Raw genomic sequence first — 26,999 nt, forward strand, 5'->3', positions numbered from 1 at the left:
CTGAGTGACTATCCCAATGAAAATAAAGTGTAGTCGGCGTCACAAAAAGATGCGGCGTTACGGAATTTTCCGTAAAGTGCGGTAGTCTGATTAAGCAGAGAAAAATCCTTCAGGAGAGAAGCCATGAAGTGGCAACAACGTGTTCGTGTCGCAACGGGGTTAAGTTGCTGGCAGATAATGTTGCATTTACTGGTCGTGGCCGTACTGGTGATGGGCTGGATGAGCGGCACGCTGGTGCGTGTCGGCCTGGGGCTATGCGTCCTCTATGGCGTCACCGTGCTGTCGATGCTGTTCTTACAGCGCCACCATGAAGCGCGCTGGCGTGAGGTGGGTGACGTGCTCGAGGAGCTCACCACCACCTGGTACTTTGGTGCGGCGATGATCGTGCTGTGGCTGCTGTCACGCGTGCTGCAAAACAACCTGCTGCTGGCCCTGGCGGGTCTGGCGATCCTCGCAGGGCCTGCGGTGGTCTCGTTGCTGACCAAAGAGAAAAAGCTACGCGATGTTGCGTCTAAACATCGCGTACGCCACTGAGCCCGTCGTGGCCGCGATGACCAGCAGCGGCCACAAACTTCCCCAGACAATATCCAGACTCGCATCCTTCAGATAGATCTGCTTGGTGATGTCCGTAAAGTGGCGAATCGGGTTTATCCACGTCAGATCCTGGAGCCACACCGGCATGTTCTCGACGGGGGAAACGTACCCGGAGAGCAAAATCGCGGGCATCATAAAGACGAATACCCCGATAAACGCCTGCTGCTGCGTCGAGCACAGCGCCGAAATTAACAGCCCAAACCCCACCAGCGACAGCCCGTAAATCACCATCGTGAAGTAAAACAGCGCCAGCGAACCGGCAAAGGGGATCTGGTATGCCCAAATTCCCACCCCCAGCACGATGGTGGCCTGGAAGGTCGCAACGATCAGCGCCGGCACCGCTTTGCCGACGAAAATTTGCCAGGTGGCGAGCGGGGAGACCAGCAGCTGGTCCAGCGTGCCCTGTTCGCGCTCGCGGGCCACGGAAAGGGAGGTGACGATCATCACCCCGATGGTGGTGATCATGGCGATCAGCGACGGCACCACGAACCACTTGTAGTCCAGATTCGGGTTGTACCAGTTGCGCACCACCAGCTCGCTGTTGTTGGGCTTCGGTTTACCCTCCATCAGCTCCTGCTGGTAATCCTTCACCACCTGCTGCAGATAGTTGGCCGCAATCTGGGCGCTGTTGGAGTTGCGCCCGTCGAGGATCAGCTGCATCGGCGCGGTCTGTAAGGTATCCAGATAGCGGGAAAAATCCGCCGGGAAGCGCACCAGCAGCAGCGCTTTTTGCGTGTCGATGGTCGGCTGAATGTCCTGCGGGCTTTTCAGCAGCAGGATGTGGGTAAAGGCTTTTGCCCGGGCAAAACGCTGCGTCAGCTCGACGGAATGCCTGCCGTTGTCCTCGTTGTAAATGGCAATGGTGGCGTTGGTCACCTCAAGCGTCGCGGCAAACGGGAACAGCAAAACCTGGATCAGCACCGGCAACACCAGAATGGCGCGGGTTTGCGGCTCGCGCAGCAGGGACTGCAGCTCTTTGCGTATTAACGTCCATAAACGGTGAAACATGCGCGCTCCTTAATCTAACCGCCGTTTGGTTTTCATCCACGTTAACCCGATAAACATCACCGCTGACGCCATTAAAAACAGCGTGTTGATAATTAGCACCACCGGAATATTCCCCGCCAGGAACAGGCTTTGCAGCGTGCTCACGAAGTAGCGCGCCGGAATGATATAGGTCACGGCGCGGATGACGGCAGGCATACTGTCTATCTGGAAGATAAAGCCGGACAGCATAATCGACGGTAAAAAGGCGGCGTTGAGCGCCACCTGGGCGGCGTTAAACTGGTTGCGGGTGATGGTGGAGATGAGCAGCCCCATCCCCAGCGTGCTGAGTAAAAACAGGCTGGTAATAAAGAACAGCACCACCAGCGAGCCGCGGTACGGCACGCCGAGGATAAAGACGGACACCAGCATGCAGAGCAGCATCGCCAGCATGCCGAGGAAGTAGTAGGGTATCAGCTTGCACAGCAGCAGCTCGACGCGCGTCACTTCGGTTGAAAGCAGCGCCTCCATGGTGCCGCGCTCCCACTCGCGGGCGATCACCAGCGAGGTCAGGATCGCGCCGATCACCGTCATGATAATCGTCACCGCGCCCGGAATAATAAAGTGCTGGCTAATGGCGGCGGGGTTAAACCAGTAGCGCGTCTGCACGTCAATCAGCGGCTTAAATTCTTCCCCCCGATCTTCCGCGCGCTGCATCTGCCAGAGCTGCCAGATCCCCTCCGCGTAGCCCTGCACGAAGTTCGCGGTGTTCGGCTCGCTGCCGTCGGTGATGACCTGGATCGGCGCATCGGTATTCGCCCGCGCCATGTTGGCGGCAAAATCCACCGGAATAACGATCAGGCCGCGAATTTTCCCGGCCTGCATCTTCTGGATCAGTTCCTGCCGGCTGTCGCTGATGGTGGCGTCAATGTAGGGCGAGCCGGTCATGGCGTGGGTGAAGCTCAGCGCCTCTTCGCTCTGCTGCTCCAGCAAAATCCCGACCCGCAGCCTGCTGGAGTCCAGGTTAATGCCGTAGCCGAAGATAAACAGCAGCAGCAGGGGGATCACCACCGCAATCAGCCAGCTGCTGGGGTCACGCACGATCTGCCGCGTCTCTTTAATGCATAGCGCCCGCACCCGGCGCCAGGAAATGGCGTTACTGCGCATGGGCATTCTCCTTATCCCAGTCGTGGATGAGGGTGATAAACGCCTGCTCCATGGTCGGGTCCGGGACCTCATCGTCGGCGGCCTGGTTTTTCAGGTCGTCCGGCGTGCCGTGGGCAATCAGCTTGCCGCGATAGACCAGCCCGATGCGGTCGCAGTACTCCGCCTCGTCCATGAAGTGGGTGGTCACCATCACGGTCACCCCTTTTTCCACCATGCTGTTGATATGCAGCCAGAACTCGCGGCGGGTAAGGGGATCAACGCCGGAGGTCGGCTCGTCCAGAAACAGAATATCCGGCTCGTGCATCAGGGAGCAGGCCAGCGCGAGGCGCTGCTTAAAGCCGAGCGGCAGCTCGTCGGTAGCGTGGGAGGCAATGTTGGTTAACCCGAAGGCGTCGCTCATGCGGCGGATTTTCTCGCTCTGGGCGCGCCCGCGCAGGCCGTATACCCCGGAGAAAAAGCGCAGATTCTGCTCGACGGTCAGGTTGCCATACAGCGAGAATTTCTGCGCCATATAGCCCAGATGCTGGCGCGCCTTGCCGGAGCTGACCTTAAGGTCCATATCCAGCACCAGCGCCTTGCCGGACGTCGGCACCAGCAGGCCGCACATCATCTTAAAGGTGGTCGATTTTCCCGCGCCGTTCGGCCCGAGCAGGCCAAAAATCTCGCCGCGTTTTACCGCGAAGTTGACGTTATCGGTGGCGGCGAAGTCACCGAATTTTTTGGTGAGGGATTTCGCTTCAATAACCGTTTCCCCCGGCGTGCCGTCCACCGTGTGCAGAATGGCGCCGAGAGGGGACTCCGACGTGCCCGCGCCGCCCAGCAGGTCGATAAACGCGTCCTCAAAGCGCGGCGCCGTCTCTTCCACTTCGATCTCAGGCATGCCTGGCGCGCGGCGAATATCGTCGACGGTGGCCTCTTTTTTGAGGATCGCCCGCACCGAGCGGCCCTGGATCGTCCCGTCGCTGACCTGCGGCAGCCTGAGCACCCGCTGCAGCAGCCTGCGGTTGGACTCCTGCGGGCTGTGGAGCAGGAAGCTGCGCCCGGCCATGCTCTGCGTCAGCGTCGTCGGCTCGCCCTGATAAAGCAGTTCACCCTCGTTCATCAGCAGCACGTCCCGGCACTGTTCGGCTTCGTCGAGGTAGGAGGTGCTCCAGAGGATCAGCATCCCGTCGCCCGCCAGCTCGTGCACCATTTGCCACAGCTCGCGGCGCGAAATCGGATCCACGCCGACGCCGGGCTCGTCCAGCAGCAGCACCTTCGGCTCGCCCACCAGCGTGCAGGCCAGCCCCAGCTTCTGCTTCATCCCGCCGGAGAGCTTGCCCGCCAGCCGGTCGGTGAACGGGCCGAGAGAGGTGAACTCCAGCAGCCGGGCGAAGGTTTTCTCCCGGGTTTCGCCGGTGACGCTGCGCAGGTCGGCGTACAGATTCAGGTTTTCCATCACCGTCAGGTCTTCATACAGGCCAAACTTCTGCGGCATGTACCCGAGCATGGCGTGGAGCGCGCCGTCGTCTTTGATCGGGTCAAGGCCCAGCACGCTGGCCGAGCCTTCATCCGGCTTCAGCAGACCGGCGAGCATTCGCATCAGCGTGGTTTTTCCCGCCCCGTCCGGGCCGACCAGCCCGGTGACATAGCCTTTCTGGATGGTGCAGTTCAGCGGCGCGACCGCCGGTTTGTCCATCCCCTTAAAGCGTTTAACCAGATTGCTGAGCTGAATAACCGCGTCATTCATGTCGTTCCCCGTTGTTCACTTTTACGGTGACGGGCATGCCCTGGCGCAGGGCGTCATCCGCATCGGTCACGATGATGCGCAGGCGATACACGAGGTCGGTACGCAGGTCCGGCGTTTCCACGGTTTTCGGCGTGAATTCGGCGGTAGGGGAGATGAAGCCCACCTTGCCGTGATACGGCTTGTCCGGGCGACCGTCGGTATAGAGCAGCAGCTCGCGGCCCGGCTGCATCTGGCCGAGATTCGGCTCGTCAACGTAGGCGCGCACCCAGACCGGGCGGGTCAGGGAGAGCGTTAAGACGGTGCTGCCCGCGCTGAGCATGCTGCCCGGCTCCACGGCGCGGGTCATCAGCGTGCCGTCAGACGGCGCGATGAGGATGGTGTCGTGCAGATCCAGCTCCGCCTGGGCCAGCTGCGCCTGCGCCTGTTCAAGGCTGGCTTTCGCCTGGGCAATGTCCTGCGGGCGGTTACCGGTGTGGTACTGGCTTAATTTATCCTGCGCGGACTTCAGCGTCGCCTGCGCCTGGTCGCGGGACGAGCGCGCATTTTCCAGATCGTTGGCGGAGATGGTGCGGCTTTTCCACAGCCCCTGCTGGCGCGCGTAGAAGTTCTGCGCGTAGTCGTAGGCCGCCTGCGCCTGCTTAACGGCGGCGGCGGCCTGGGCAATTTCTTCATCGCGATAGCCTGCCAGCATCAGGTCATATTGCGCTTGGGCAACGGACACGCCCGCTTTGGACTGCATCAGGGCGTTCTCGTAGGGCGCTTTATCCAGCATCCCCAGCGTCTGCCCGGTTTTAATGGCATCGCCTTCGTCAACGCTCAGCGAGGCGAGACGTCCGCCGACGCGGAAGCTCATGTTCACCGTGCGAATATCCACGTTACCGTACAGCGTCAGGCCTTTATCCTGGTGGCTCTGATACCACAGCCATCCACCGACGCCCGCGGCAAGCAAAACAACAACCACCAGAATGATGGCGACAGGTTTTTTCATGACTTCAGGCTCCTTTGCGTTAAGCCTTGCAGGATCAGATCGAGATGACAGGCGATGACCTGGCCAATCTGCGCGGCTTTATCCTCATCAAATTGTGTCCAGCCGGTGCGTAACAGGATGGTTTCCCTGCCCAGACGGAAGGCAAGGATCTCACCCAGCAGGGCGTGGGTATGCAAAATGGTCTCGGTATCGTTGGCATCCCGCCCGGTATAGGCGGCGATCAGCCGGGTCAGGTGGGTATGCATCGGGGCAATCACCCGATCGTGTACCCGCTGATAGGCGGCAGTGGGGGAGAGCTGCTCCCGGGAGATAAACTTGCTCAGGCTGAGCGTATCGTCGTGGGTCAGCAGGCGGATCATGTTGTGGCAGGCCTTGAGGATCAGCTGGCGGATGGCCTCGCGATCGGGCGACGGCTGGCCGAGCAGCGCGGTGGCTTCCTCAACGTGCGGGTGAAACTGCGTGCCGATAAAATCGGCGATCCAGTCGGCGCAGGCGAGATACAAATCCTCTTTTGAGCCAAAATAGTAGGTAATCGCCGCAATGTTCTGCCCGGCCAGCGCGGCAATATCGCGCGTGGTCGCATGCAGCCCGTACTCGCCAAACTGCGCCAGCGCGGCGGCGATAAGCTGATTTTTGGCCTGTTCACCTTTGCTTGTTGTGGGTGTCGTATTCATGGCGGCATTGAAAATTAATCAATCGATTGATTAAGATTATGCCTGATTCAGGCTAACGTCGAGGGAGTACGCAGGGATATTTTATGCGCCACGTCACAAAAGCTGCTACACTCCGCTCCTTCGCGACATTGTGGTTTTTGTCCTCCTAATTGTTATATCTCCCTGAAAACTACACCTGTGATGGTCGGGGCGGTTCGGAGTTTTTATGTCTTTTGATTCCCTTGGCCTGAACCCGGAAATTCTGCGCGCGATCGCAGAGCAGGGCTACGTTGAGCCAACCCCAATCCAGCAGCAGGCGATCCCTGCCGTTCTTCAGGGTCGTGACCTGATGGCCAGCGCCCAGACCGGCACCGGCAAAACTGCGGGCTTTACGCTGCCCCTGTTAGAGCTGCTGGTAAAAAACCAGCCGCACGCCAAAGGCCGTCGTCCGGTCCGTGCCCTGATCCTGACCCCAACCCGCGAGCTGGCGGCGCAGATTGGTGAGAACGTGCGTGACTACAGCCGCTATCTCAACATTCGCTCGCTGGTGGTGTTCGGCGGCGTCAGCATCAACCCACAGATGATGAAGCTGCGCGGCGGCGTGGACGTGCTGGTGGCAACGCCGGGCCGTCTGCTGGATCTCGAACACCAGAACGCGGTGAAGCTCGATAGTATTGAAATTCTGGTGCTGGACGAAGCCGACCGCATGCTCGACATGGGCTTTATCCACGATATTCGTCGCGTGCTGGCTAAGCTGCCCGCGCGTCGTCAGAACCTGCTCTTCTCCGCGACCTTCTCCGACGAGATCAAGGCGCTGGCGGAAAAGCTGCTGCATAACCCGCTGGAAGTGGAAGTGGCGCGTCGCAACACTGCCTCCGAGCAGGTGACGCAGCACGTTCACTTCGTTGATAAAAAGCGCAAGCGCGAACTGCTCTCCCAGATGATCGGCCAGGGTAACTGGCAGCAGGTGCTGGTCTTCACCCGCACCAAGCACGGCGCGAACCACCTGGCGGAACAGCTGAATAAAGACGGCATCCGCAGCGCCGCCATTCACGGTAACAAGAGCCAGGGCGCGCGAACCCGCGCGCTGGCGGACTTCAAGTCCGGCGACATCCGCGTGCTGGTGGCGACCGACATCGCTGCCCGTGGCCTCGACATTGAAGAGCTGCCGCACGTGGTGAACTACGAGCTGCCAAACGTGCCGGAAGACTACGTTCACCGTATCGGCCGTACCGGCCGTGCAGCGGCAACCGGTGAAGCGCTTTCGCTGGTCTGCGTGGACGAGCACAAGCTGTTGCGCGACATCGAACGTCTGCTGAAGAAAGAGATCCCGCGCATCGAAACCCCGGGCTACGAAGTGGATCCGTCCATCAAAGCCGAGCCGATTCAGAACGGTCGTCAGGGTGGCGGTCGCGGCCAGGGCGGCGGCGGTCGAGGTCAGCAGCCGCGTCGCAACAACGACGGCAAACCGGCGGGTGAAAACCCGTGGCGCAGCGGCGAAGGGAAACCGGCAGGGGAAGGGCAGCGTCGACGCCGCCCGCGTAAACCTGCTAACCCGCAGTAATCTGGAAGCCCGGTCGTAAAGCCGGGCTTTTCTTTTTGCGGCAGCGAACAGAAAGTGCCACAATAGTGGCTGTTTATACAGTATTTCAGGTTTTCCGATGGCTTTAACCGCTGCGCTCAAGGCGCAAATTGGCGCATGGTATAAGGCGCTACAGCAGCAGATCCCCGACTTTATCCCCCGAGCGCCCCAGCGGCAGATGATTGCCGACGTGGCAAAAACGCTCGCCGGGGACGACGGGCGACATCTGGCGATTGAAGCCCCGACCGGCGTCGGGAAAACCCTGTCGTATCTCATTCCCGGCATCGCCATCGCGCGGGAAGAGGACAAAACGCTGGTGGTCAGCACCGCCAACGTGGCGCTGCAGGATCAGATCTTCAGCAAAGATTTACCGCTGCTGCGTAAAATCATCCCCGATCTGCGCTTTACGGCAGCCTTTGGGCGCGGGCGTTACGTGTGTCCGCGCAACCTGGCGGCGCTTGCCAGCAGCGAGCCCAGCCAGCAGGATCTGCTCGCGTTTCTGGACGACGAGCTGACGCCAAACAATAAGGCCGAGCAGGAGCAGTGTGCAAAACTCAAAGCCGAGCTTGACGGCTATAAGTGGGACGGCCTGCGGGATCACACCAGTCTGGCGATTAACGACGACCTGTGGCGCAGGCTCAGCACGGATAAAGCCAGCTGTCTGAACCGCAACTGCCACTACTACCGCGAGTGCCCGTTCTTTGTCGCCCGGCGTGAGATTCAGGAGGCGGAAGTGGTGGTCGCTAACCACGCGCTGGTGATGGCCGCGCTCGAGAGCGAAGCGGTGCTGCCGGAGCCGAAAAACCTGCTGCTGGTGCTTGATGAAGGCCACCATCTGCCGGACGTGGCGCGCGACGCGCTGGAGATGAGCGCCGAGATTACCGCGCCCTGGTTCCGCCTGCAGCTCGATCTCTTCTGCAAGCTTGTCGCCACCTGTATGGAGCAGTTCCGCCCGAAAACCACCCCGCCGCTGGCGGTGCCGGAGCGGCTGAGCGACCACTGTGAAGAGGTTTACGGCCTGATTTCCTCGCTCAACAACATCCTGAATCTTTATCTTCCGGCAGCCCAGGAAGCGGAACACCGCTTTGCGATGGGCGAACTGCCGGAAGAGGTGATGGCGATCTGCCAGCAGCTGGCGAAGCACCTCGAAAAGCTGCGCGGGCTGGCGGAGATGTTTTTAAACGATCTCAGCGAGAAAACCGGCTCGCATGACGTGGTGCGCCTGCACCGCATTCTGCTGCAGATGAACCGCGCACTCGGCATGTTTGAGGCGCAGAGCAAGCTCTGGCGGCTGGCCTCGATGGCGCAGGCGTCCGGTGCGCCGGTCACCAAGTGGGCCACCCGCGAGGTGCGCGACGGGCAGGTCCATCTCTTCTTCCACTGCGTGGGCATCCGCGTGGCCGATCAGCTGGAAAAGCTTATCTGGCGCAGCGTGCCGCACGTGGTGGTGACCTCCGCCACGCTGCGTTCACTGAACAGCTTCTCCCGCTTGCAGGAGATGAGCGGGCTTAAAGAGAAGGCGGGCGACCGCTTTGTGGCGCTGGACTCGCCGTTCAACCACTGCGAGCAGGGGAAGCTGGTCATTCCACGCATGAAATACGAGCCGCTTATCGACAACGAAGAGCAGCACATTGCGGAGATGGCGGCCTACTTCCGCGAACAGGTCGAGAGCAAAAAATACCCCGGCATGCTGGTGCTCTTTGCCAGCGGGCGGGCGATGCAGCGCTTCCTGGAGCACGTCACCGATCTGCGTTTACTCCTGCTGGTGCAGGGGGATCAGCCGCGCTACCGGCTGGTGGAAACGCACCGTAAGCGCATCGATAGCGGCGAGCGCAGCGTGCTGGTGGGGCTGCAGTCATTTGCGGAAGGTCTGGATTTGAAGGGCGATTACCTGACGCAGGTGCATATCCACAAAATCGCATTCCCGCCCATTGACAGCCCGGTGGTGATCACCGAAGGGGAGTGGCTGAAAAGCCTCAACCGCTATCCGTTTGAGGTGCAGAGTTTGCCCGCGGCGTCGTTTAATCTCATTCAGCAGGTGGGGCGTTTGATTCGAAGCCACGGCTGCTGGGGCGAGGTGGTGATTTACGATAAACGCCTGCTGACCAAAAATTACGGCCAGCGGCTTCTGAACGCGCTGCCGGTCTTCCCGATTGAACAGCCTGAGGTGCCGGAGGTAAAAAAACGCCCGGCAAAACTGGCCGCCGGGCGCAGGAAAAGCATCCGTGCTAAGGGGCGCGGTCCTACTGGTAAGTAAATGTCACCTGAACGACGCTGCTGAAGGTGCCAGCGGTTACCGGCATTGAGGTGGCGTAATAGCGGGCGGCCAGCGGGAAGGTGGCCGTATGGTCGTTTTGGTCGATTACCGCGTTAAAGCTGGCCTGCGGCGCAATGAGGATATGGTCCTGGCCGTCCGCCAGCTCCAGCGCCAGACCCTTCGCGCTGCCCGTGTTGGCGAATTTGGTCGGGTGCGCGCCGTCGGGCTGGCCGTAAAAGGCGGCATTTGCCACGGCGAGGGATTTCGGACAGTGCGTCACCTTCAGGCTGAAGGTTTTCCAGGCGCCGGTATCCCCCACGTCGCGAAAATCGCTGGAGGCCGCCTGGCCTAAATCTACGGTTAAATTCCTGCTGGCGCTGTCCACGACGCAGGTATTGGCGAAAATGTTACCCGTCATTTGCAGCTGAATATCGTCAGCCCGGGTCTGAGTAATCAGGGTGGCGGCCAGAACGGCCAGCATCAGGATACGTTTTTTCATCATCATCACTTATAGGCCAGCGTAATGGTGGCGACGGCGTTTGCCGGGCCAGGAGTGACTTCATCGGCCACCTGCAGGTAGTTCAGTATGACCGGGATATCCAGCGTCTGGTTGGCGTAGGCCATGCTTTCGGTTGGGGTGTAGGTATCGAACGTGGCCAGCGCGTTGTCGATCACCATGCGAACGCCGACCCCCGTTGCCACGCCGTTCTCCGGCGTGAGCTTAATCACCCCTTCGTAGCCGGGCACGTAGCCGTTACTGCTGGTCACCTTAAATTCAGGCTGAACGTTGGCGTTACAGTTCACCGTGATGTTGAACTTCTTATCGGGCATTGAAAGCGTACCGACCGAGATAAAATCACTGACCGGAAAATCGCCTATGTTGACGGTCAGGGTTTTAGGCAGCACGGAGCAGGTGACGTTTTGGAGGTTTACGTTGCCCGAATAAGAAATGGTATTGGGGTCGCTAATCCCTTCATGTTGATAAACGCCGACACCAAATTTTGACGCAGCCTGGGAAAGCGAGCCTGATTTAACCGTATCGCTGGTTTTCACCAGCTCAAGGGTGGCGTCAAAACTAAACGACTCAGCGACATCATCGGAGACATATCCCAGCGGTGTGGCGGTTGAGTTACAGTAAACCCCTCCTGCGCCGGTAATTCGCTGACCTTTATCATTCATCAATGCAACACCGACGCCTTCAATGCCCGATTCATAAACCCCTGAAAGACCGGGTATTTCGGTACCTGAACCGTAATAACATGCAACGATAGGCAAGCCGTAGTCAGCAGGGTTATAACAATTACCCGAAATGTGAACGGTCTGCTCGGTGCCGGGGATGGTGGCCCCAACCGGCAACGTGCTGGAGACAGAGATGGATGATACGTTAATCATTTTTGGCAAATCGGGCGAAGTGCATGTTGCCTTCGCATGCGGCACAAATAGCGATGCGGTCGCCAGGACGAGTAGGAAAAAGCATTGTTTTACAAGCTGCATATCAGCACCTGCCGGGTTGATTACTGACACTGCGCTGCAGCATTAGTAATGTCTGTGTTGTCTTTTTCATCCGTGAGCGCGTATTCCGCAACGCAGCGGTCGCTGGCGTCCTGTCCCCATGAGACAGAGAGCTTGCCGCGATCGGGCATTCCGGAAAGATAGGTTTGGCCGTCGTTGCCGACGATATATTCGCTGTCCTTATCCTCGGTGGTGACCGTTGCGCCAAAGGGCAGCGGTTTCCCGTTGTGCGTCAGGGTCATCAGCACGCGGCGCCCCACGCGGGTATTGAAGCTTGCCCGCACCACCGCACCGCGGGTTGGCGTGACGATCTGCGAGGCGTGCGTCACGTCGGCCTCGCCAGGCAGCGTTTCGGTATCCAGCGAAATCGTGTTGTGGCGATAGGCGGTCACGAACGGCACCACGGTGTAGCCACGGAAGTCGGTTTCTACTCCTGTCTGGTTGGCGATGTGCGTGCCGTGGGTGCCGGGCGCTTTTACCAGCGCGATGGTCTCGCCCAGCGGCTGGCTCAGCGTGAGGCCGTTAGCGTGGGCGATCATGCCCCCCTGCAGGCCGACGTTGGTGGTCCGCTGGTATTTATCCTGGCTGAAGCCGCCGGTCACCTCGCCGTAGGTGGCTTTGTAATCCGCGTTCAGACTGGTCGAGGTGGCGTGCTCTGAGGAGTCGTAGCCTTCCTGCACGTTCCAGTTAAGGTTATTCTCGGCAAGCGCCGTCCCGTTCAGGCCCAGCGTGTGCGTCGCGCCGTCCTTACTGTCATTCATGTTGTAGGTGGCCCAGGTATTGCTCATCCAGCGATCCAGCGGAACCGAGACGCTCAGCGCGAACAGGTTATCGTTGCCGATCGATTCGCCTTCGTCATCGCTGCTGTTGGTGTTTTTGTTGAGGCTATAGCTCATGCTGTAGGTGATCCCTTTCCAGCTGTTGTTATAGCTAACGCTCATCGAGGTCATGTCCTGACCCTGGTTCCAGTAGGTCTCTTTGACCAGGCTCAGCGTAAACGACCCCCAGCCGTCGCCCAGCGTCTGATCGACGGTGGCCTCGGTGCGCGCGCGGCGCTGCTGCGGTGCCGACCAGTCATCGGCGCGGGTGTAGGACTCCATGGTGTCTTCGAGGGTATAAAACCCTTTACTGTTGTAGCGATAGCCCGCCAGGGAGAAGTTTGTGCCCGTTCCGGCAAAGTCTTTGCTGTAGCGCAAGCGCCAGGACTGCCCCTTGCTGGCCTGCTGTTTTTTGAGCAGCGCCTTGGCGCGCGTCACGTCGATGGAGAACGCGCCCAGATCGCCAAAGTTTTTACCGGTGCCCAGCGCCTGCGACTGATAGTGGCTGCTTTGCTGCACGCCACCGTAGGCGGTGAAACCGTACGGCAGGCCATAAATCACGCTCCCCTGGGCGAAGGGGGTCTGCTCCACGTCTTTGTCATAGGAGCGGTAGCGCCCGGCAGTGACGCTGTACTTCAGGTGCTTTTCGCGCTGCAGCACCGGAACGGAGGCGTAGGGCACCACAAAGTGACGTTCGCTGCCGTCCGTCTCCTTCACGGTGACCTGGAGATCGCCGCTGCTGCCGGTGGGGTACAAATCGTTGATTTCAAACGCACCCGGCGCAACGGTATTTTGATAAATGACGTAGCCATTCTGACGTACCACCACCAGCGCGTTGCTGTGGGCGGTGCCGCGGATGATTGGGGCGTAGCCTTTTTCGCTGTCGGGCAGCATATCGCTGTCGGAATTGAGCTGCGCGCCGGTGTACGGGACGCTGTCAAACACGTCTGCCGGAGAGCTGCTCTGGCCTACGGTCAGGTCGCTTTTTAACGCCACGATGTCGCGCTGGGCGTACGTATAGACCGAGTTAAAGGACTGCTCCTCGTCGTGGCCGCTGGTGCTGCGGTTCCAGGTCGAGTAGTTGCGCAGGCGCCACGCGCCGATGTTCAGGCCCGGGCGCAGGTTGACGTACTGGCTGCTGTTGTCCTGTTCGCCCTGCTGAAGCGCATGGCTCTGGCTGGCGCTGGCGCTGTAGTTCAGGATGCCGGCGGTGATCCCCTCGTCGAATTCCGTTGGGTCAATATAGCCGCGGGGAACCTGGCCGAGGGCGGACTGCGGAATGCTCAGCAAAAGCTGCTGGTTGCTGACGCGAAACGTCGCCGACGCCGCCGGTATGGCCTGCAAATCCGCGCATTTGCCCTTCGCGGCAAGCTGAGGGTAGTCGTCGGTTTTAATGCCCAGGCTTTTTAAATCGGCCAGAGTGAAGCAGGGCTGCAGGGAATTATCCCCGCTAGCCTGCATTTGCAATGTAAAGGTCACGTCGCGGGTATCGATTTTATTATTATTGATAAAGATCGTGACCTGATATTTACCCGGTGCCTGTCCCGGGCCTTTTTCATAAATAGAGAGATCGGTTTTTCCCTGCTGCGGATTATCGACATCCAACAGCGCCGGATTAAAATAGTCATCCGCCCGCGTTTGCTGCGAAAAACATACGGCCGCTAACCCGCATAACAGGGTCAGCAGCGTAAGCATCCGATAAACGGAAGGCAGTTGCCTTCTTGGGGTTGAAGAATACGTAATCATAAGATCCGCTGTTGGATAATGTATTAACGCAGGGAAGCAGAGAGCGTTTTGCTGATGCTGCCGTAGTCAGTAATAATTGACCACGACACGGTTGAGCCGCCGGTATTGGCAGGCAGCGCAAAATGGGTTTCGGTTTTAGGCACGGCCCAGGTGGCTTTATCGATCTTATGTCCGTTAAGGGTGACCTTCTGGAAGTTCATATAAAACGGCGTGGGGTTGTTAACCACCAGGTCATTGCCTTCCCGGCGCCACTCAAGCTTATCCGCCACGTCTTCGGGTTTACCCTTGATCGAGGCCGGACGGTACATCAGCTTGATGCGCGTGTTAATGGCGATTTGCAGGGTATTCTCGCCCGCGACCGGTTTTGAAGAGGGGATGGCCTTAATATTGAGCCAGAACAGCGACTCGCGATCTTCAGGCATATTTCCGCCGGTACGTACGACGCGCAGAACGTTTTCCTGCTTCGCGTCAAGACGAAACAGCGGTGGCGTAATCAGAAACGGTGCTTTAGCCAGGTTTTTACCGCCAGAATCCGCCCAGGATTGCACCAGATAATCCGTTGCATCTGGGTTTGAAATACCGATAGAGGATTCCTTTTTGCCTCCCTGGTAGATCAGCCGCGTGCCGTTAATAATCACGCCCGCGTGTGCCGTTGCCGCTACCAGTAACAGTGTGCTGAGTAAATAACCGTGACGCATAGTTTTTTCTCAAATAAGGCAGGACTATTTCTTTTTTGCAAAATGAAATAGTCCCGGGTGAACAATATCAGTTATAAATAACCGTGAATGTTGAAACAGAGTTTGCCGGGCCAGCCGTGACGGCCGATCCGGTCTGAATATAACGCGCTGCGAACTGCAGATCGTTTACTGCCGTACCGGACGCCAGGGGATACTCTTTTGACGGGGTATATAAACTCACGGGCTGTTCAGAAGAATCGATCAGCTGAATAGCCACGCCGGTTGCGGCATCGGTATCCGGCGTTAACGCCAGGGTGCTGTTATTATTGGCATCCGGGGTGCCGCCAAAGTTAATCGCTGCCGTTGTCACGGTTTCCGGGCAGTTTTTTAACTCAATATCAAACTTCGTGGCGGTGCTGGTGGAGCCGGCACCGGTAAAGACCGTCTTCGAGACTTTGCCCAGCGTCACGTTCAACGGGTTACTTAAACCATTTACAACCTGACAGGCGGAATCAATGATTTCGCCCGTAAAGTTGATCTGTCCTTCACCGTCTGTGGCTGCAAACGCGGATGCCGAGCAGCCAACCACCGACGCGATAAAGAGACCTAACGCAATCTTGTTCATAATAGTTCCTGGTGTGTGGGTAAAAACGTGCCTAAGGTTTTTGCCCGTTGACCTCAATAAATTCCGCTCGTTATTTAATCAAAAAATGAATGGCTAAGAATCTTCTATAGACATCACAAATAATTTAACGAGTGCTTGCATAATTTTTTTCTTCGTAAAAACAGGCGTCTCTGACGGTGGGGATAAAAAGCTATCGGGCAGGACTTCATCGGGGATATAGTGGTAATAAGAGGACGTTTCAGGAGAGATACCGTGGATTATCGTAAAATTATCAAAGAGGTAGGACGTGGTAAAAACCATGCCCGCGATCTGGATCACGAGACGGCGCGAGCGCTCTACACCCGCATGCTCAACGGTGAGGTTCCCGATCTCGAACTCGGCGGCATACTTATCGCCCTGCGCATTAAGGGGGAAGGCGAGGCGGAGATGCGCGGCTTTTACGAGGCGATGCAGGCGCAAACGCTGCGCCTGACGCCGCCGGTCGCTAAGCCGATGCCGATCGTCATTCCCAGCTATAACGGCGCGCGCAAGCAGGCCAACCTGACGCCGCTGCTGGCCATTCTGTTACATAAGCTGGGTTTCCCGGTAGTGGTGCACGGGGTAAGCGAAGATCCGACCCGCGTGCTGACGGAAACGATTTTTGAACTGCTGGGGATCGAACCGACTCTCCACGCCGGGCAGGCGCAGGCGATGCTTGATAGCCATCATCCGGTCTACATTCCCGTGAGGGCGCTTTGCCCGCCGCTGGAAAAGCAGCTCGCTATGCGCTGGCGAATGGGCGTGCGTAACAGCGCCCACACCCTGGCGAAGCTGGTCACGCCGTTTGCTGAAAACGCCGCGCTGCGCCTGTCCAGCGTTTCGCACCCGGAATACGTGGGGCGCGTGGGGAAATTCTTTGAAGAGATTGGCGGCAACGCGCTGCTGATGCACGGCACGGAAGGGGAGGTCTACGCTAATCCGCAGCGCTGCCCGCAAATAATGCTGATCGACGCGGCGGGAACGCGCATCGCGCTTGAGCGGGGGGAAGAGAACAGCGGCGTTATTCTGCCGGAGGCGAAAGATCCCTTCACCACCGCGAAGTGGATTGAGCAGTGTCTTGCCGGAAACGTGCCGGTGCCGCACTCCATCAAGCTGCAGATGGCCTGCTGCCTGCTGGCGACCGGGGAAGTGGAGACGGTCGAGGCCGGTCTGACGCGCGTTGAAGCGGCATTTTAGGCAAAAAAAAGCCCGTCCAGTGGCGGACGGGCAAGCAAGGGTAACAAACAACAGGGTCAATGAGGGTTGGAGCAGCTCACCTGAGGGTTTGGTGAGGGTACAGCATTCATTCAGGCGATTATTTGTAGATAACCGCGGTGCCGCTCAGCTTGTTATTGCCGTTAGCGGAGGTGATGGTGTATCCGCTTGCACCGGCAGCAGCCGCTTTCTCAGCCAGTTTGGCTTCCAGGCCGTCCAGCGTGGTGGCGCCATCAGCGCTGACCACACCAACTTTGTTCATATTCTGCGCCTGAGTAGAAGAAACCGGCTCAACGGCGAAGGCGCCGAAAGACAGAGCGGACAGGGCAACAGCAGCAACAGCATATTTGATGGTTTTCATAATTAATCTCTCGCAGGTGTTTCTGTTAAGGGGACGATGTCTCGTCGATGTGATAAGTATCACGGTTTTTCGCGAGGGATAAAATCGAAGAGAATTGACGTGGTCGCTCAAAAAAATTGAATGACAAATAACTTATTGAATATTAATAAATTCAAAGTACCGCTTTACACTTCTTGCGGATGCGCTTTACAGAAGAAAGGTGAATGGCACATTTTGCCACGCGGTTCGCTAAAAAGCGTGAGCGTAAAGGTAGGCCTCAGCAACGTTAACTTAGGTAAATGCAAGTCAACGTAACTGGCTGTCTTTCGATCCTCTGCGATTATATCCTGAATGTGAGCTGTTTTTCGAATCTTTATCCCGCTGGCAGGCAATGCATAACCTTACGCCCGGGATGGCTTTTTGGCGTGCCTCAGGAATAGGTTCTCCGCATTCTTCGCACTCCGTTAAGCTTTCACCGCGCGGAATTTCACCGCGGGTCCGCGCAACCGCATCTTCAATTGTACTGTTGATCTGTTCGTTAACAGCGTCGTCATTTGCCCAGCCGGAAGCCATGGCGTCCTCCTGATATCGGTTAAGCCCTACAGTTTAGATGGGGTTAAAAAATAAACAATCAAGGCGAAGAGGGAAGAGAACTGCACCCGTTGGACAGATGCAGTCTTACAGAAGAGGCAGGTTATTTATAAATGGTTGCCGTGCCGTACATATGGTTATCTCCGCCGGCGGCGTTCACCACGAATCCTTTTGCACCTTCCTGGCGGGCTTTTTCGGCGAGCTTAGCCTGAAGATCGTCAAGGTTGCTGGCGCGGCTCACCGAGACGGTGCCCGCAGGACGCAGCTGGCTGGTGTCAGTACTCTGGGTCAGTGACTGAACGGCCATGGCAGAGAAGGACGCGGTCGCCAGAGCGGCTGCGATAACAGCAAGGGTCAGGTACTTTTTCATAATCACATCCTCATGAGGGAACAACAGGTGATTCCCTATAAGTTTAGAAGCCAGACGAATGTGACTTAGCGCAAATATTTGATGATGATCTGCTTATTTTTTGAACGATATAAATTGACAATTTACTGACGGATCATAGACATAAAGGTAGTTGATTTATGGCGAGTTTTTGAGCGTCGCAGAGAAAGATTTACCGTTGGGCCAGCAAAGGGTATCTTACGCCGCTGTTTAAAGGAGAATGCCATGACTGCCCAAAAGCCGGGATTGCACCCGCGAAATCGCCACCGCAGCCGCTACGACATGAATGCGTTATGCCAGAGCTGCCCGCCGCTGCAGAACTTCATTGTTCAGACCCCAGCGGGCGAACCCTCGGTCAACTTTGCGGACCCGCAGGCGGTAAAAATGCTGAATAAAGCCCTGCTGGCGCATTTTTACGGTGTGGCGCACTGGGATATTCCGGAAGGCTTTCTTTGTCCACCCGTGCCGGGCCGCGCTGACTACGTTCATCACCTTGCCGACCTTCTTGCCGAAGGCAATGAGGGTGTCGTTCCGCAGCAGGCCACCATTCTGGATATTGGCACCGGGGCGAACCTGATCTACCCGCTCATCGGCGCGCACGACTATCAGTGGCGCTTTACCGGAAGCGAAATCGGTGACGAGGCCTTTGCCAGCGCGCAGGCGATTATCAGCGCGAACCCGGGACTCAGCCGCGCCATTCGCCTGCGTCGTCAGAAAGACCCGGCGTCGATCTTCAACGGCATTATTCACAAAAACGAAAGCTATGACGCCACGATGTGCAACCCGCCGTTCCACGATTCGGCGGCAGCGGCCCGCGCGGGCAGCGAGCGCAAGCGTCGTAACCTGGGGCAGGCTGAAGACGCCGCGCTGAACTTCGGCGGTCAGCAGCAGGAGCTCTGGTGTGAAGGGGGCGAAGTGGCGTTTATCCTGCGCATGATTGCGGAAAGCAAACAGTTTGGTCGCCAGGTAAAATGGTTCACCACGCTGGTTTCCCGCGGGGATAACCTGCCGCCGCTCTACCGTGCGCTCACCGAAGCGGGTGCCGTTAAGGTGGTGAAAAAAGAGATGGCGCAGGGCCAGAAGCAGAGCCGCTTTATTGCCTGGACGTTTATGGACAACAACAAACGTCGCAAATAGCCCTCCGTCGTAGGCCGGGTAAGGCGAAGCCGCCACCCGGCAACCAGGCTACAGCGTCGGCTCCTGCGGCGGCAGCGGCGAGGCGGGTGGCGGCAACACCTGATACGTCTGTACCGGCATCCGCACGTTCGCCAGGTCAAAGTGTTTTTTCACCATGCTGTCGAGCGCAAAGCGCACCGTCCACTGCTTCAGCGGCTGGGTGGTGAACGACACGCGCAGGGTAAATGCCGTGTTCGTCAGCCCAACGATGCCGGCAAACGACGGCTCGCCAATCACCAGCCCGCGAATATCCTCCATCTGCATCAGCTCTTCTACCGCATCGCGCAGCGCCTGCTTCGCTTTATCGGCATCCTCATGACGATCCACATCGTAGTTCGCCACCACGGAACCGATGCCGCGCACAAAGTTGGCGAAGGTGGTGATCGAAGACCAGGGAATGATGTGGTACGCCCCGGTGTCCTGGCGCACGCCCACCGAACGAATCGACATCCGCTCCACGGTGCCGGTTAACGGCCCGATGGTCACCAGATCGCCGGTGTTCATCCCGTTCTCAAACTGGATAAAGACGCCGGTAATAATATCCTTCACCAGCGTTTGCGACCCGAAGGAGATGGCCAGACCCAGGGCACCGGCACCCGCCAGCAGCGGGGCGATATTCACGCCGATTTCCGAGAGCACAATCATGATGGTAATGGTGCTGATAATCACCGCCAGCGCGTTGCGGAACAGGGTTAACAGCGTTCTTGCCCGCGCGCTGGGCAGTGGCCTGCCGTGAATATCCGATACCAGACGGTTCTCAATCAGGCTCGCCAGCAGCGTCCAGCCGACGGCAGAGAAGAACAGGATCAGGGCGATACGAATTAAAATATCGACCGTCTTTTCGCCCGCGCCGTTGTGCAGCCAGTTCCAGAAATCAAACAGGCTCCACGCATTCAGGAGCAGCATAATCGCCACGCAGACGGTGAGAATGCGCGCCACCTTGAGCGACACCGACATCCAGCCGTTAACCCGCTTTTGCAGCTCCGGGTAATTCCGCTGTACCTGCGGCGACAGGGTGATGGTTTTCGAAATCCAGCGCGACAGCAGGCCGGACACAAACGCCGCGATGCCGATAATCGCCAGGCTTTTGAACGTCGCCCCCATCATAAATTTCAGGCTATTTCCCGGGTCGAACAGCGAGAAGAAGCACAGCACGATGAAGTAAGCGCTTGCCAGCCAGTGCCACACCAGGGCGAACGCGCGAATAAAGAGGCTAAAGAACGACAGGGAGCGATCGGCCAGATGCAGCAGGCTCTCCGTGATGGTCTTTTTATTGTGGAAGATCAGGTACAGCGACCAGACGGTGATGCAGAGCATGATAATGACGTTTGCCAGCGCGCCAAACTGGACGTTCACCTGGTTGGAGATGATCGGCACGGCAACCAGCAGGCCGTAGCCAATCAACCCGCTGAGCACGCTGAGGCGAAGCGCCCAGTACTTCGCGGTTTCATCCCGGATGGAGAAAGGACGCAGCGCCGGGACGCGCGGACAAAAGAGCAGCCGCAGCAGCGCCTTGAAGAACTCAATCAGGGCAAAGGCATTGAGGAAAAGCGACTGCTGAAAGGCGATGGTTTTATTGCCCGCGTTCAGCCTGTCGGCCAGCAGCTGGCCTAAGAACAGCGTCAGCGCCAGCAGCAGTAAGTCGATGATAAACGCTGAGGCTATCATTAACGGCAGGTGCAGCCAGCTGCTCTTCTGCTGATTCTTTCTGCGTCCCCATTGCCCCATTTTGCGGTACAGCGGCCACGCGCACAGGCGCACCAGCCAGTAGAACAGGAATACTGCACCGGCCAGCATCAGGAACTGCGTGGCGGCGGCGGTGAACGTTTGTGGGTTGAACGGCTTATGCGGGGAGCCAATCAGGTTGCGGTAGAGCTGAGCAAAGCGCGAGGAGAGCGCTTCACCATAGTGTCGGCTCACGTCGGTGACGTTTTCCAGCACCGTTTTTTGCTCTTCCACCTGCGGCGGGGTGAGGGTGGGCACCGACTCCTGCGACGGCGTGGCGGCCACTTTCCGCAGCTGGCCAATCAGTTCCTGCCGGGAGGAGTCGTTCTCAAGCACGTCGGCAAGGGCGCCGTAGGCGGCTTTTTTCTGTTCGACATCCGGTTCCGGAGGGGGCGTAGTTTGCTGGCTGGCAGTTGTTGCGGTGGTCACGCCGGGGATGGCGACGGCGAACGATGGCGCACTAAACAGGCTAATCAACAGCAACAGGATCCACGGCACGGCGCCCTCCGGTGAAAATGTCGAACAAAATGATAAGTATAGAGGTCGGGGCGAGGTGGGGGATTTTTGGGAACAATCTGGCGTAAAAAAGCCGGGCATGCCCGGCTTACGTGTGAAGTGAATAATCAGGAGACGTGCTGCAGGAACTCCTGCAAACGCTGGCTCGGCGGGTTCGCAATCAATTCCTGCGGGTTACCGTCTTCCGCGATGCGGCCTTTATCAATGAAGATCAGGCGGGAGGCCACTTTCTCGGCAAAGCCGATTTCGTGGGTCACGATAACCATCGTCATCCCTTCTTCCGCCAGATCCTGCATGACCTTCAGCACCTCGTGGCGCAGCTCCGGGTCGAGTGCTGACGTTGGCTCATCAAACAGCATCATTTTCGGTTTAACCGCCAGGGCGCGAGCAATCGCCACGCGCTGCTGTTGACCGCCGGACAGCTCGGAAGGGTAGTGGTGCGCGCGTTCAGCCAGGCCGACCTTCGCCAGCAGATCTTTGGCCAGCGCTTCTGCCGCCGCTTTGCTGGCGCCGCGCACGCGCAGCGGGCCAAACATCACGTTCTCCAGCGCCGTGAGGTGCGGGAAGAGGTAGAACTGCTGGAACACCATGCCCGCTTCCTGACGAATCAGACGGTCGTCCACTTTCGGGTCGTTCACCTTCAGGCCGTCGACGATCAGGTCGCCGCTGGTGATCTCTTCCAGCTTGTTGATGCAGCGCAGCAGGGTGGATTTACCGGATCCGGATGGCCCGATAATCACCACCACTTCACCCTGCTGGATGTTCAGATCGATATTGTGCAGCACCTGGGTTGGGCCAAAGTGCTTGGAAACGTTTTTAAATTCAATCACAGGATTTTCATCCTTCTTTCAAGACGACGCAGAACAAAGCTCAGAACCAGAGTAATGATCAGGTAGACAACGGCCACCGCACTCCAGATTTCCAGCGCGCGGAAGTTGCCGGCAATGATCTCCTGCCCCTGACGGGTCAGCTCGGCCACGCCGATAACAATGAACAGCGACGTATCTTTAATGCTGATGATCCACTGGTTACCGAGCGGCGGCAGCATGCGGCGCAGCGCCAGCGGCAGAATAACGTGGCGGATCGTTTCGCGACGTGAAAGGCCTAACGCCAGACCCGCTTCACTGAAGCCTTTATGAATCGACAGCACCGCACCGCGGGTAATTTCCGCAATGTAGGCGCCCGAGTTGATCATAATGGTCACGACGGCTGCGCTGAACGGGTCGATGCGCAGATCGGTGAACGCCATCGGCAGGGCGAAGTAGATGAACATGACCTGCACGACGATGGGGGTGCCGCGGATCACTTCGATGAAAACCAGTGCGATGTGGTTTGCAATCCAGCCGCCGTAGGTGCGGGCGAAACCGGCGACAAGACCGATAATCAACCCGCCAACCAGACCCAGGACCGAAATCCACAGGGTCATTTTAGCGCCTTCAAGCAAGAGTGGAATGGCAGGCCAGATGGCGCTCCAGTCAAACTGCATGATGTATTCCTGTATACCGTGGTGAAAAACGAAAAACGTAGGCCCGGCAAGCGGCAGCGCCACCGGGCGTTACAAACCTGAATTCAGGTAAAATTATTTAGGCTCGGTACCGAACCATTTTTTGTAGATTTCGTTATAGGTGCCGTTCTCTTTCAGCGTTTTCAGCGCGCCATTCACTTTGGTGCGCAGGTCGTCGCTGCCTTTCGGGAACGCGATACCGTACTGCTGGGCTTCCAGAGACTCGCCAACGGCTTTGAACTTGCCGTTGCCAGCGGTTTTGATGAAGTACAGGATGTTAGGCGTGTCGTGCAGAACCGCGTCGGCACGGTTGGTGCCCAGTTCCATATACGCGTTGTCGATGTTCGGGAACTGACGCAGGTCTTTGGTTTTGATATTGGCTTTCGCGTAATCAACAGAACCGGTGCCGCTCTTCACTGCCACCACTTTGCCGTCGAGATCTTTCACGCTTTTTACGTCGTTATTATCGGCTTTGACCATCACCAGCAGGCCGCTTTTGTAGTAGCCGTCAGAGAAGTCGATCGCTTTTTTACGTTCGTCGGTGATGGTGATGCCCGCCAGCGCCAGATCGACGTTCTTCGTTTGCAGCGCCGGGATGATGCCGCTGAAGTCCATCGGCTTCAGGGTGTAATCCAGCTTGAGCTCTTTTGCGACTGCGGCCCACAGGTCCACATCAAAACCAACGTATTTATCACCCTGTTTGAATTCAAACGGAACGAACGCCGTGTCGGTCGCCACAACCAGTTTGTCGGCAGCCTGAGAAGACACTGCAAAAGCCAGGGTAAGTGCAGCCAGTGAAACTTTTAATACAGACTTCATAGCATTTCCTTTTATATCCACGGGGCGATCCCCTGCGAGAACAGGTGGCACAATGAAAAAATCGTGCCAACTTTACAAGCTGTTGTTTTGCAAAGGGGATGATGTCACGCATTGCACAATAAACGGGGCAATGAGGTGTTGTTGCACCAAAGTAGAGCACTGTTTTGGTGCACTCCGTTTGGCTCAACTGATGGGGAGATATTTAGCGTCCATTCTGACGAAAAAACAATCTTTCGTTAACGGTTGTGTGAGGTGATTATTACAATTTCTTCACTTTTGCACGGTCTCAGGCAAAAAGTGTGCACCATAGATGTGCAAAACCCTCACCGGAGGGCGAGGGTTTGATAGAAAATTCGTATGGATTACTCGATGTTAGATTCGATAAACCACAGGAACTGATCCAGGTCGCGGGACGCGGCGGTGAAAATATCGGCAGTATCTTCGTCTTTGGCTTCGCCAATCGCTTTGCGCACATCGTTTGCCACAATCGCGTAGCGGTCCGCCAGCTCTTTCAGGTGATCCTGCACGGTATGAATATCCAGCGGGTAACTCTTCAGTGGCGTTTTGCTGTTAATCACCTGCGTGGTGCCCAGCGCTACGCCGCCTAACTGAACGGCGCGTTCAGCCATCGTGTCGAGGTGGGTAACCAGTGCTGTGCGGAAGCCATCCAGCATTTCATGAACGGCAATAAAGTTTGCACCGCGCATATTCCAGTGGGCCTGTTTGGTGATCAGCGAAAGATCGATGAACTGGATCACCTGGCGATTCAGCAACTCAATGGTCGCCTTTTTGTCGCTATCCGATACATCGTTACGGGTATAAAGCAGATTAGACGCTTTCGTTTTCACCAGTTTAGCGGTACTCATAATCTCATATCCTCTTGATGTTTATGTCCCAGGTAATTACGGAACTAAGTATAGCACCGGATTTTTTGTCTGCGGTTTGGCTGTGCCTATCGGTTTAATAGCGAGAAGGAGGTTGTGAATTTAATCTATTGATTATTATTGATAATTTTAAAATTGATACAGATCAATCTTAATTTCAGGATCGGGGAGAAAATTCAGAGGGATATTTTGAAAATAGCGCAAAGTGTGTAAGAAATTATAACGAGCGTCTTTCTGGCCTTTATTCTGCATGGCGTGGAGGCCATGCAGAATATATGGCCTTAGCGGATATCCACCTTCTCAACTTTAGGCTCCGGGCGCATGGTGAGCGTCGAGCCCATGGATGCCGCGATAATCGAGCAGAGCGCCAGCGTCTGGGTCAATGTCAGGGTTTCGCCAAGAAACACCATCCCGGAGATGGCGGCGAGCGCAGGCTCCATGCTCATCAGGGTGCCAAATATGCGTGTCGGCAGACGCGTAAGGGCTATCATCTCCAGAGAATAGGGGAGTGCGGTAGAAAGGATCGCGACCGCCAGCCCGACGGGCATAACGGACCATTGCCAGATGGATTCGGTCGCCTGCGCCATGCCGATGGGCACAAACACGATGGCCGCAATCAGGGAGCCCAGCGCCACCGTTGCCGGACCGTACTCTTCGCCTGCACGCTGGCCGGTGAGGATATAGACGGCCCAGCAGGCGCCTGCACCCAGCGCCAGGGCGGCACCCGTCAGATCGACCTCAGCGACGCTCTGGCCCAGGGGAAGCAGGAACCATAAGCCCAGAACGGCTAACACGACCCAAATAAAATCGACCGGGCGACGGGAGGAGAAGAGCGCCACCGCCAGCGGGCCGGTAAACTCCAGCGCGACGGCAATACCGAGCGGTATCGTCTGGATGGAGAGGTAAAACAGGTAGTTCATCGCCCCCAGGGAGAGCCCATAAAACAGCAGGGGTAAACGCTGCTCTTTTTTGAAGCGCAGACGCCAGGGTTTAAAAATGATCACCAGTATTGCCGTGCCCAGCGCAATACGCAGGGCGGTCACCCCGGGCGCGCCAACCAGCGGGAAAAGCGATTTTGCAAGCGAAGCGCCGCTTTGAATGGACAACATGGCAATGAGTATGACTGCGACCGGCAACCAGACCGACGACGTGCGGGATAACCCAGGCATCCTTTCTCCTGTCAGCTTATGTCAAGTGAAGTAAAGGTTGCAGTGTAAAGGAAATATGCGGCTACGGTTGAGGTACGGTTGAAAAAAAAAGCCCGTCAAATCCGTAAAATGATGACGCGCTGGTGGATTTATCGCCTGTCAGATTAGGAATAATCTGGATGAATGTAACGGCGCGTACGCGCACTATGCGCATTTAGTAGTGAAAATTGCATGTGATTTGAAAGAGATAGCTGATGCTGGAAACGTTCTGTTACAGGAAAAGTTTCATTAGACATCACGAATCACAAAGAGTTTCGCAAATTTTTTTGATATATTTAAAACTTACGGACTTACTTGGATCACATTTGAGGTGGTTATGAAAAAAATTGCATGTCTTTCAGCACTGGCCGCTGTACTGGCTGTTTCCGCAGGTACCGCTGTAGCTGCGACTTCTACTGTTACTGGTGGTTACGCTCAGAGCGACTATCAGGGCGTGATGAACAAAGCTAACGGCTTCAACCTGAAGTATCGCTACGAGCAGGATAACAACCCACTGGGCGTGATCGGTTCTTTCACCTACACCGAGAAAGATCGTTCTGAAAACGGCGCGTACAACAAAGGTCAGTACTACGGTATCACTGCTGGTCCAGCTTACCGTCTGAACGACTGGGCAAGCATCTACGGTGTTGTGGGTGTTGGCTACGGTAAATTCCAGCAGACCGAAAACCAGGGTCTGAACCGCACTGCAAGCAACAGCGACTACGGCTTCTCCTATGGCGCAGGCCTGCAGTTCAACCCAATCCAGGACGTTGCTCTGGACTTCTCCTATGAGCAGAGCCGTATCCGCAACGTTGACGTTGGCACCTGGATCGCGGGCGTAGGTTACCGCTTCTAATCACTTCGGTGATTAAATAAAAAATCCGCCCACTGTGGCGGATTTTTTTTTCAAGTTCAAAGCAAAACGGCAACCTCAGGTTGCCGTTTTTAGTGTTTATTCCCTCTACCCGTGGTCTGAGGGATCCCCACAAAATAATGCCTGCACGGACGACCCCCTCTCCCTTGAGGGAGAGGGCTGGGGTGAGGGGGAACATACGGCTGTGGAGGTCATTCCGTTCACTTTATGTTCCTTGCTACTCTGTAACAACATGACCGGTGAACGTGCCAGGGTGGCTCAATCGCCACCACCCTGGCGACCCGGGCTCCCGGCGGTAAATCGCCGCTTCGCGGTGCCCTCAGCTTATTCCTTCCGGCTTATCGGGGACGGGCGGAGGTAACGTCCCTGTAAAGCCCGCCCTCTCGGCGCATCCATGCGCCTCGCCCCGGCCTGCAGGAAACGCTTCGGC

The 26,999-nt window shown here is 57.2% G+C and carries 25 protein-coding genes; 6 read left to right on the forward strand and 19 right to left on the reverse strand.

What is annotated here, in order from left to right:
* The first annotated feature begins 123 nt into the window (after positions 1-123).
* A complete protein-coding gene (locus ACJBF3_RS20440; RefSeq protein WP_023334980.1) occupies positions 124-534 on the forward strand; it encodes a YbhQ family protein in 411 nt (136 codons plus the stop codon).
* Here ACJBF3_RS20440 and ACJBF3_RS20445 read toward each other — a convergent pair.
* The 5 genes from ACJBF3_RS20445 to cecR are packed head-to-tail and all read right to left on the reverse strand — an operon-like array spanning position 496 to position 6,136.
* Complete coding sequence (locus ACJBF3_RS20445; RefSeq protein WP_045331610.1) at positions 496-1,602, reverse strand: ABC transporter permease; 1,107 nt, start codon at positions 1,600-1,602, stop codon at positions 496-498. The two genes, ACJBF3_RS20440 and ACJBF3_RS20445, sit on opposite strands and share 39 nt — an antisense overlap.
* Positions 1,603-1,611: 9 nt before the next feature.
* Positions 1,612-2,745, reverse strand: coding sequence for an ABC transporter permease (locus ACJBF3_RS20450; RefSeq protein WP_045331608.1), 1,134 nt, complete (start codon positions 2,743-2,745; stop codon positions 1,612-1,614).
* Positions 2,735-4,474, reverse strand: coding sequence for an ATP-binding cassette domain-containing protein (locus ACJBF3_RS20455; protein WP_045331606.1), 1,740 nt, complete (start codon positions 4,472-4,474; stop codon positions 2,735-2,737). The genes ACJBF3_RS20450 and ACJBF3_RS20455 overlap by 11 nt, the downstream gene beginning before the upstream one ends.
* Positions 4,467-5,462, reverse strand: coding sequence for a secretion protein HlyD (gene hlyD / locus ACJBF3_RS20460; protein WP_045331604.1), 996 nt, complete (start codon positions 5,460-5,462; stop codon positions 4,467-4,469). Before hlyD ends, ACJBF3_RS20455 begins: the two co-directional genes overlap by 8 nt.
* The gene (gene cecR / locus ACJBF3_RS20465) at positions 5,459-6,136 is read right to left on the reverse strand and encodes a transcriptional regulator CecR (protein WP_045331602.1); all 678 of its coding nucleotides are present in this window, start codon (positions 6,134-6,136) and stop codon (positions 5,459-5,461) included. Before cecR ends, hlyD begins: the two co-directional genes overlap by 4 nt.
* Positions 6,137-6,341: 205 nt before the next feature.
* On the opposite strand from cecR, the gene rhlE reads away from it, so the two are divergent.
* Both rhlE and dinG read left to right on the forward strand, forming a co-directional pair.
* Positions 6,342-7,679: an ATP-dependent RNA helicase RhlE gene (gene rhlE, locus ACJBF3_RS20470; RefSeq protein ID WP_045331599.1), complete on the forward strand. Its 1,338-nt coding sequence runs from the start codon at positions 6,342-6,344 to the stop codon at positions 7,677-7,679.
* Between the two features lie 97 nt (positions 7,680-7,776).
* On the forward strand, positions 7,777-9,954 hold the full coding sequence (gene dinG, locus ACJBF3_RS20475; RefSeq protein ID WP_045331597.1) for an ATP-dependent DNA helicase DinG: 2,178 nt from the start codon (positions 7,777-7,779) through the stop codon (positions 9,952-9,954).
* Here the strand turns inward: dinG and ACJBF3_RS20480 are convergent.
* The 5 genes from ACJBF3_RS20480 to ACJBF3_RS20500 form a co-directional block, all read right to left on the reverse strand.
* Positions 9,941-10,453 (reverse strand): fimbrial protein, encoded by a 513-nt coding sequence (locus ACJBF3_RS20480; RefSeq protein WP_045331620.1) that lies wholly within the window; start codon positions 10,451-10,453, stop codon positions 9,941-9,943. The two genes, dinG and ACJBF3_RS20480, sit on opposite strands and share 14 nt — an antisense overlap.
* Before the next feature lie 5 nt (positions 10,454-10,458).
* Positions 10,459-11,448, reverse strand: a complete 990-nt coding sequence (locus ACJBF3_RS20485; protein ID WP_047717668.1) for a fimbrial protein — start codon at positions 11,446-11,448, stop codon at positions 10,459-10,461.
* A gap of 20 nt (positions 11,449-11,468) precedes the next feature.
* Positions 11,469-14,030, reverse strand: a complete 2,562-nt coding sequence (locus ACJBF3_RS20490; protein ID WP_162837900.1) for a fimbria/pilus outer membrane usher protein — start codon at positions 14,028-14,030, stop codon at positions 11,469-11,471.
* Positions 14,031-14,053: 23 nt separating this feature from the next.
* A complete protein-coding gene (locus tag ACJBF3_RS20495) occupies positions 14,054-14,728 on the reverse strand; it encodes a molecular chaperone (RefSeq protein WP_045331591.1) in 675 nt (224 codons plus the stop codon).
* Between the two features lie 67 nt (positions 14,729-14,795).
* Positions 14,796-15,332, reverse strand: a complete 537-nt coding sequence (locus tag ACJBF3_RS20500; RefSeq protein WP_045331588.1) for a fimbrial protein — start codon at positions 15,330-15,332, stop codon at positions 14,796-14,798.
* A 252-nt stretch (positions 15,333-15,584) separates the two neighbouring features.
* On the opposite strand from ACJBF3_RS20500, the gene ybiB reads away from it, so the two are divergent.
* Positions 15,585-16,547 (forward strand): DNA-binding protein YbiB, encoded by a 963-nt coding sequence (ybiB, locus tag ACJBF3_RS20505; protein WP_045331584.1) that lies wholly within the window; start codon positions 15,585-15,587, stop codon positions 16,545-16,547.
* Positions 16,548-16,665: 118 nt separating this feature from the next.
* Here the strand turns inward: ybiB and ybiJ are convergent, their stop codons facing one another.
* The 3 genes from ybiJ to mcbA all read right to left on the reverse strand — a co-directional run bounded on the left by ybiJ (position 16,666) and on the right by mcbA (position 17,866).
* Positions 16,666-16,926, reverse strand: a complete 261-nt coding sequence (gene ybiJ / locus ACJBF3_RS20510; RefSeq protein WP_023310874.1) for a DUF1471 family protein YbiJ — start codon at positions 16,924-16,926, stop codon at positions 16,666-16,668.
* 285 nt (positions 16,927-17,211) lie between these two features.
* A complete protein-coding gene (locus tag ACJBF3_RS20515) occupies positions 17,212-17,478 on the reverse strand; it encodes a DksA/TraR family C4-type zinc finger protein (RefSeq protein WP_047723444.1) in 267 nt (88 codons plus the stop codon).
* Between the two features lie 121 nt (positions 17,479-17,599).
* Positions 17,600-17,866, reverse strand: a complete 267-nt coding sequence (mcbA, locus tag ACJBF3_RS20520) for a DUF1471 family periplasmic protein McbA (RefSeq protein ID WP_045331579.1) — start codon at positions 17,864-17,866, stop codon at positions 17,600-17,602.
* 243 nt (positions 17,867-18,109) lie between these two features.
* Between mcbA and rlmF the strand changes: the two genes are divergently transcribed.
* Positions 18,110-19,021 carry a 23S rRNA (adenine(1618)-N(6))-methyltransferase RlmF gene (rlmF, locus tag ACJBF3_RS20525; RefSeq protein ID WP_045331577.1) on the forward strand — a complete coding sequence of 304 codons (912 nt, stop codon included), beginning with the start codon at positions 18,110-18,112 and terminating at the stop codon, positions 19,019-19,021.
* 48 nt (positions 19,022-19,069) lie between these two features.
* Here rlmF and ybiO read toward each other — a convergent pair whose 3' ends face one another.
* From ybiO to rhtA, 6 genes are all read right to left on the reverse strand, one after another.
* Complete coding sequence (ybiO, locus tag ACJBF3_RS20530; RefSeq protein ID WP_045331574.1) at positions 19,070-21,283, reverse strand: mechanosensitive channel protein; 2,214 nt, start codon at positions 21,281-21,283, stop codon at positions 19,070-19,072.
* 125 nt (positions 21,284-21,408) lie between these two features.
* The gene (glnQ, locus tag ACJBF3_RS20535) at positions 21,409-22,131 is read right to left on the reverse strand and encodes a glutamine ABC transporter ATP-binding protein GlnQ (RefSeq protein WP_032639054.1); all 723 of its coding nucleotides are present in this window, start codon (positions 22,129-22,131) and stop codon (positions 21,409-21,411) included.
* Positions 22,128-22,787, reverse strand: a complete 660-nt coding sequence (glnP, locus tag ACJBF3_RS20540) for a glutamine ABC transporter permease GlnP (RefSeq protein ID WP_003858462.1) — start codon at positions 22,785-22,787, stop codon at positions 22,128-22,130. The genes glnQ and glnP overlap by 4 nt, the downstream gene beginning before the upstream one ends.
* A gap of 93 nt (positions 22,788-22,880) precedes the next feature.
* On the reverse strand, positions 22,881-23,624 hold the full coding sequence (gene glnH / locus ACJBF3_RS20545) for a glutamine ABC transporter substrate-binding protein GlnH (RefSeq protein ID WP_023310880.1): 744 nt from the start codon (positions 23,622-23,624) through the stop codon (positions 22,881-22,883).
* Between the two features lie 362 nt (positions 23,625-23,986).
* On the reverse strand, positions 23,987-24,490 hold the full coding sequence (gene dps, locus ACJBF3_RS20550; protein ID WP_010428924.1) for a DNA starvation/stationary phase protection protein Dps: 504 nt from the start codon (positions 24,488-24,490) through the stop codon (positions 23,987-23,989).
* Between the two features lie 299 nt (positions 24,491-24,789).
* Positions 24,790-25,677, reverse strand: coding sequence for a threonine/homoserine exporter RhtA (gene rhtA / locus ACJBF3_RS20555; protein WP_406545243.1), 888 nt, complete (start codon positions 25,675-25,677; stop codon positions 24,790-24,792).
* Between the two features lie 355 nt (positions 25,678-26,032).
* Between rhtA and ompX the strand changes: the two genes are divergently transcribed.
* Positions 26,033-26,551: an outer membrane protein OmpX gene (gene ompX / locus ACJBF3_RS20560; protein WP_024908709.1), complete on the forward strand. Its 519-nt coding sequence runs from the start codon at positions 26,033-26,035 to the stop codon at positions 26,549-26,551.
* Positions 26,552-26,999 lie beyond the last annotated feature (448 nt).

Origin of the sequence: Enterobacter sp. PP-008-ECC_S150, assembly GCF_045257065.1 — a bacterium.
Classification (GTDB): domain Bacteria; phylum Pseudomonadota; class Gammaproteobacteria; order Enterobacterales; family Enterobacteriaceae; genus Enterobacter; species Enterobacter chengduensis.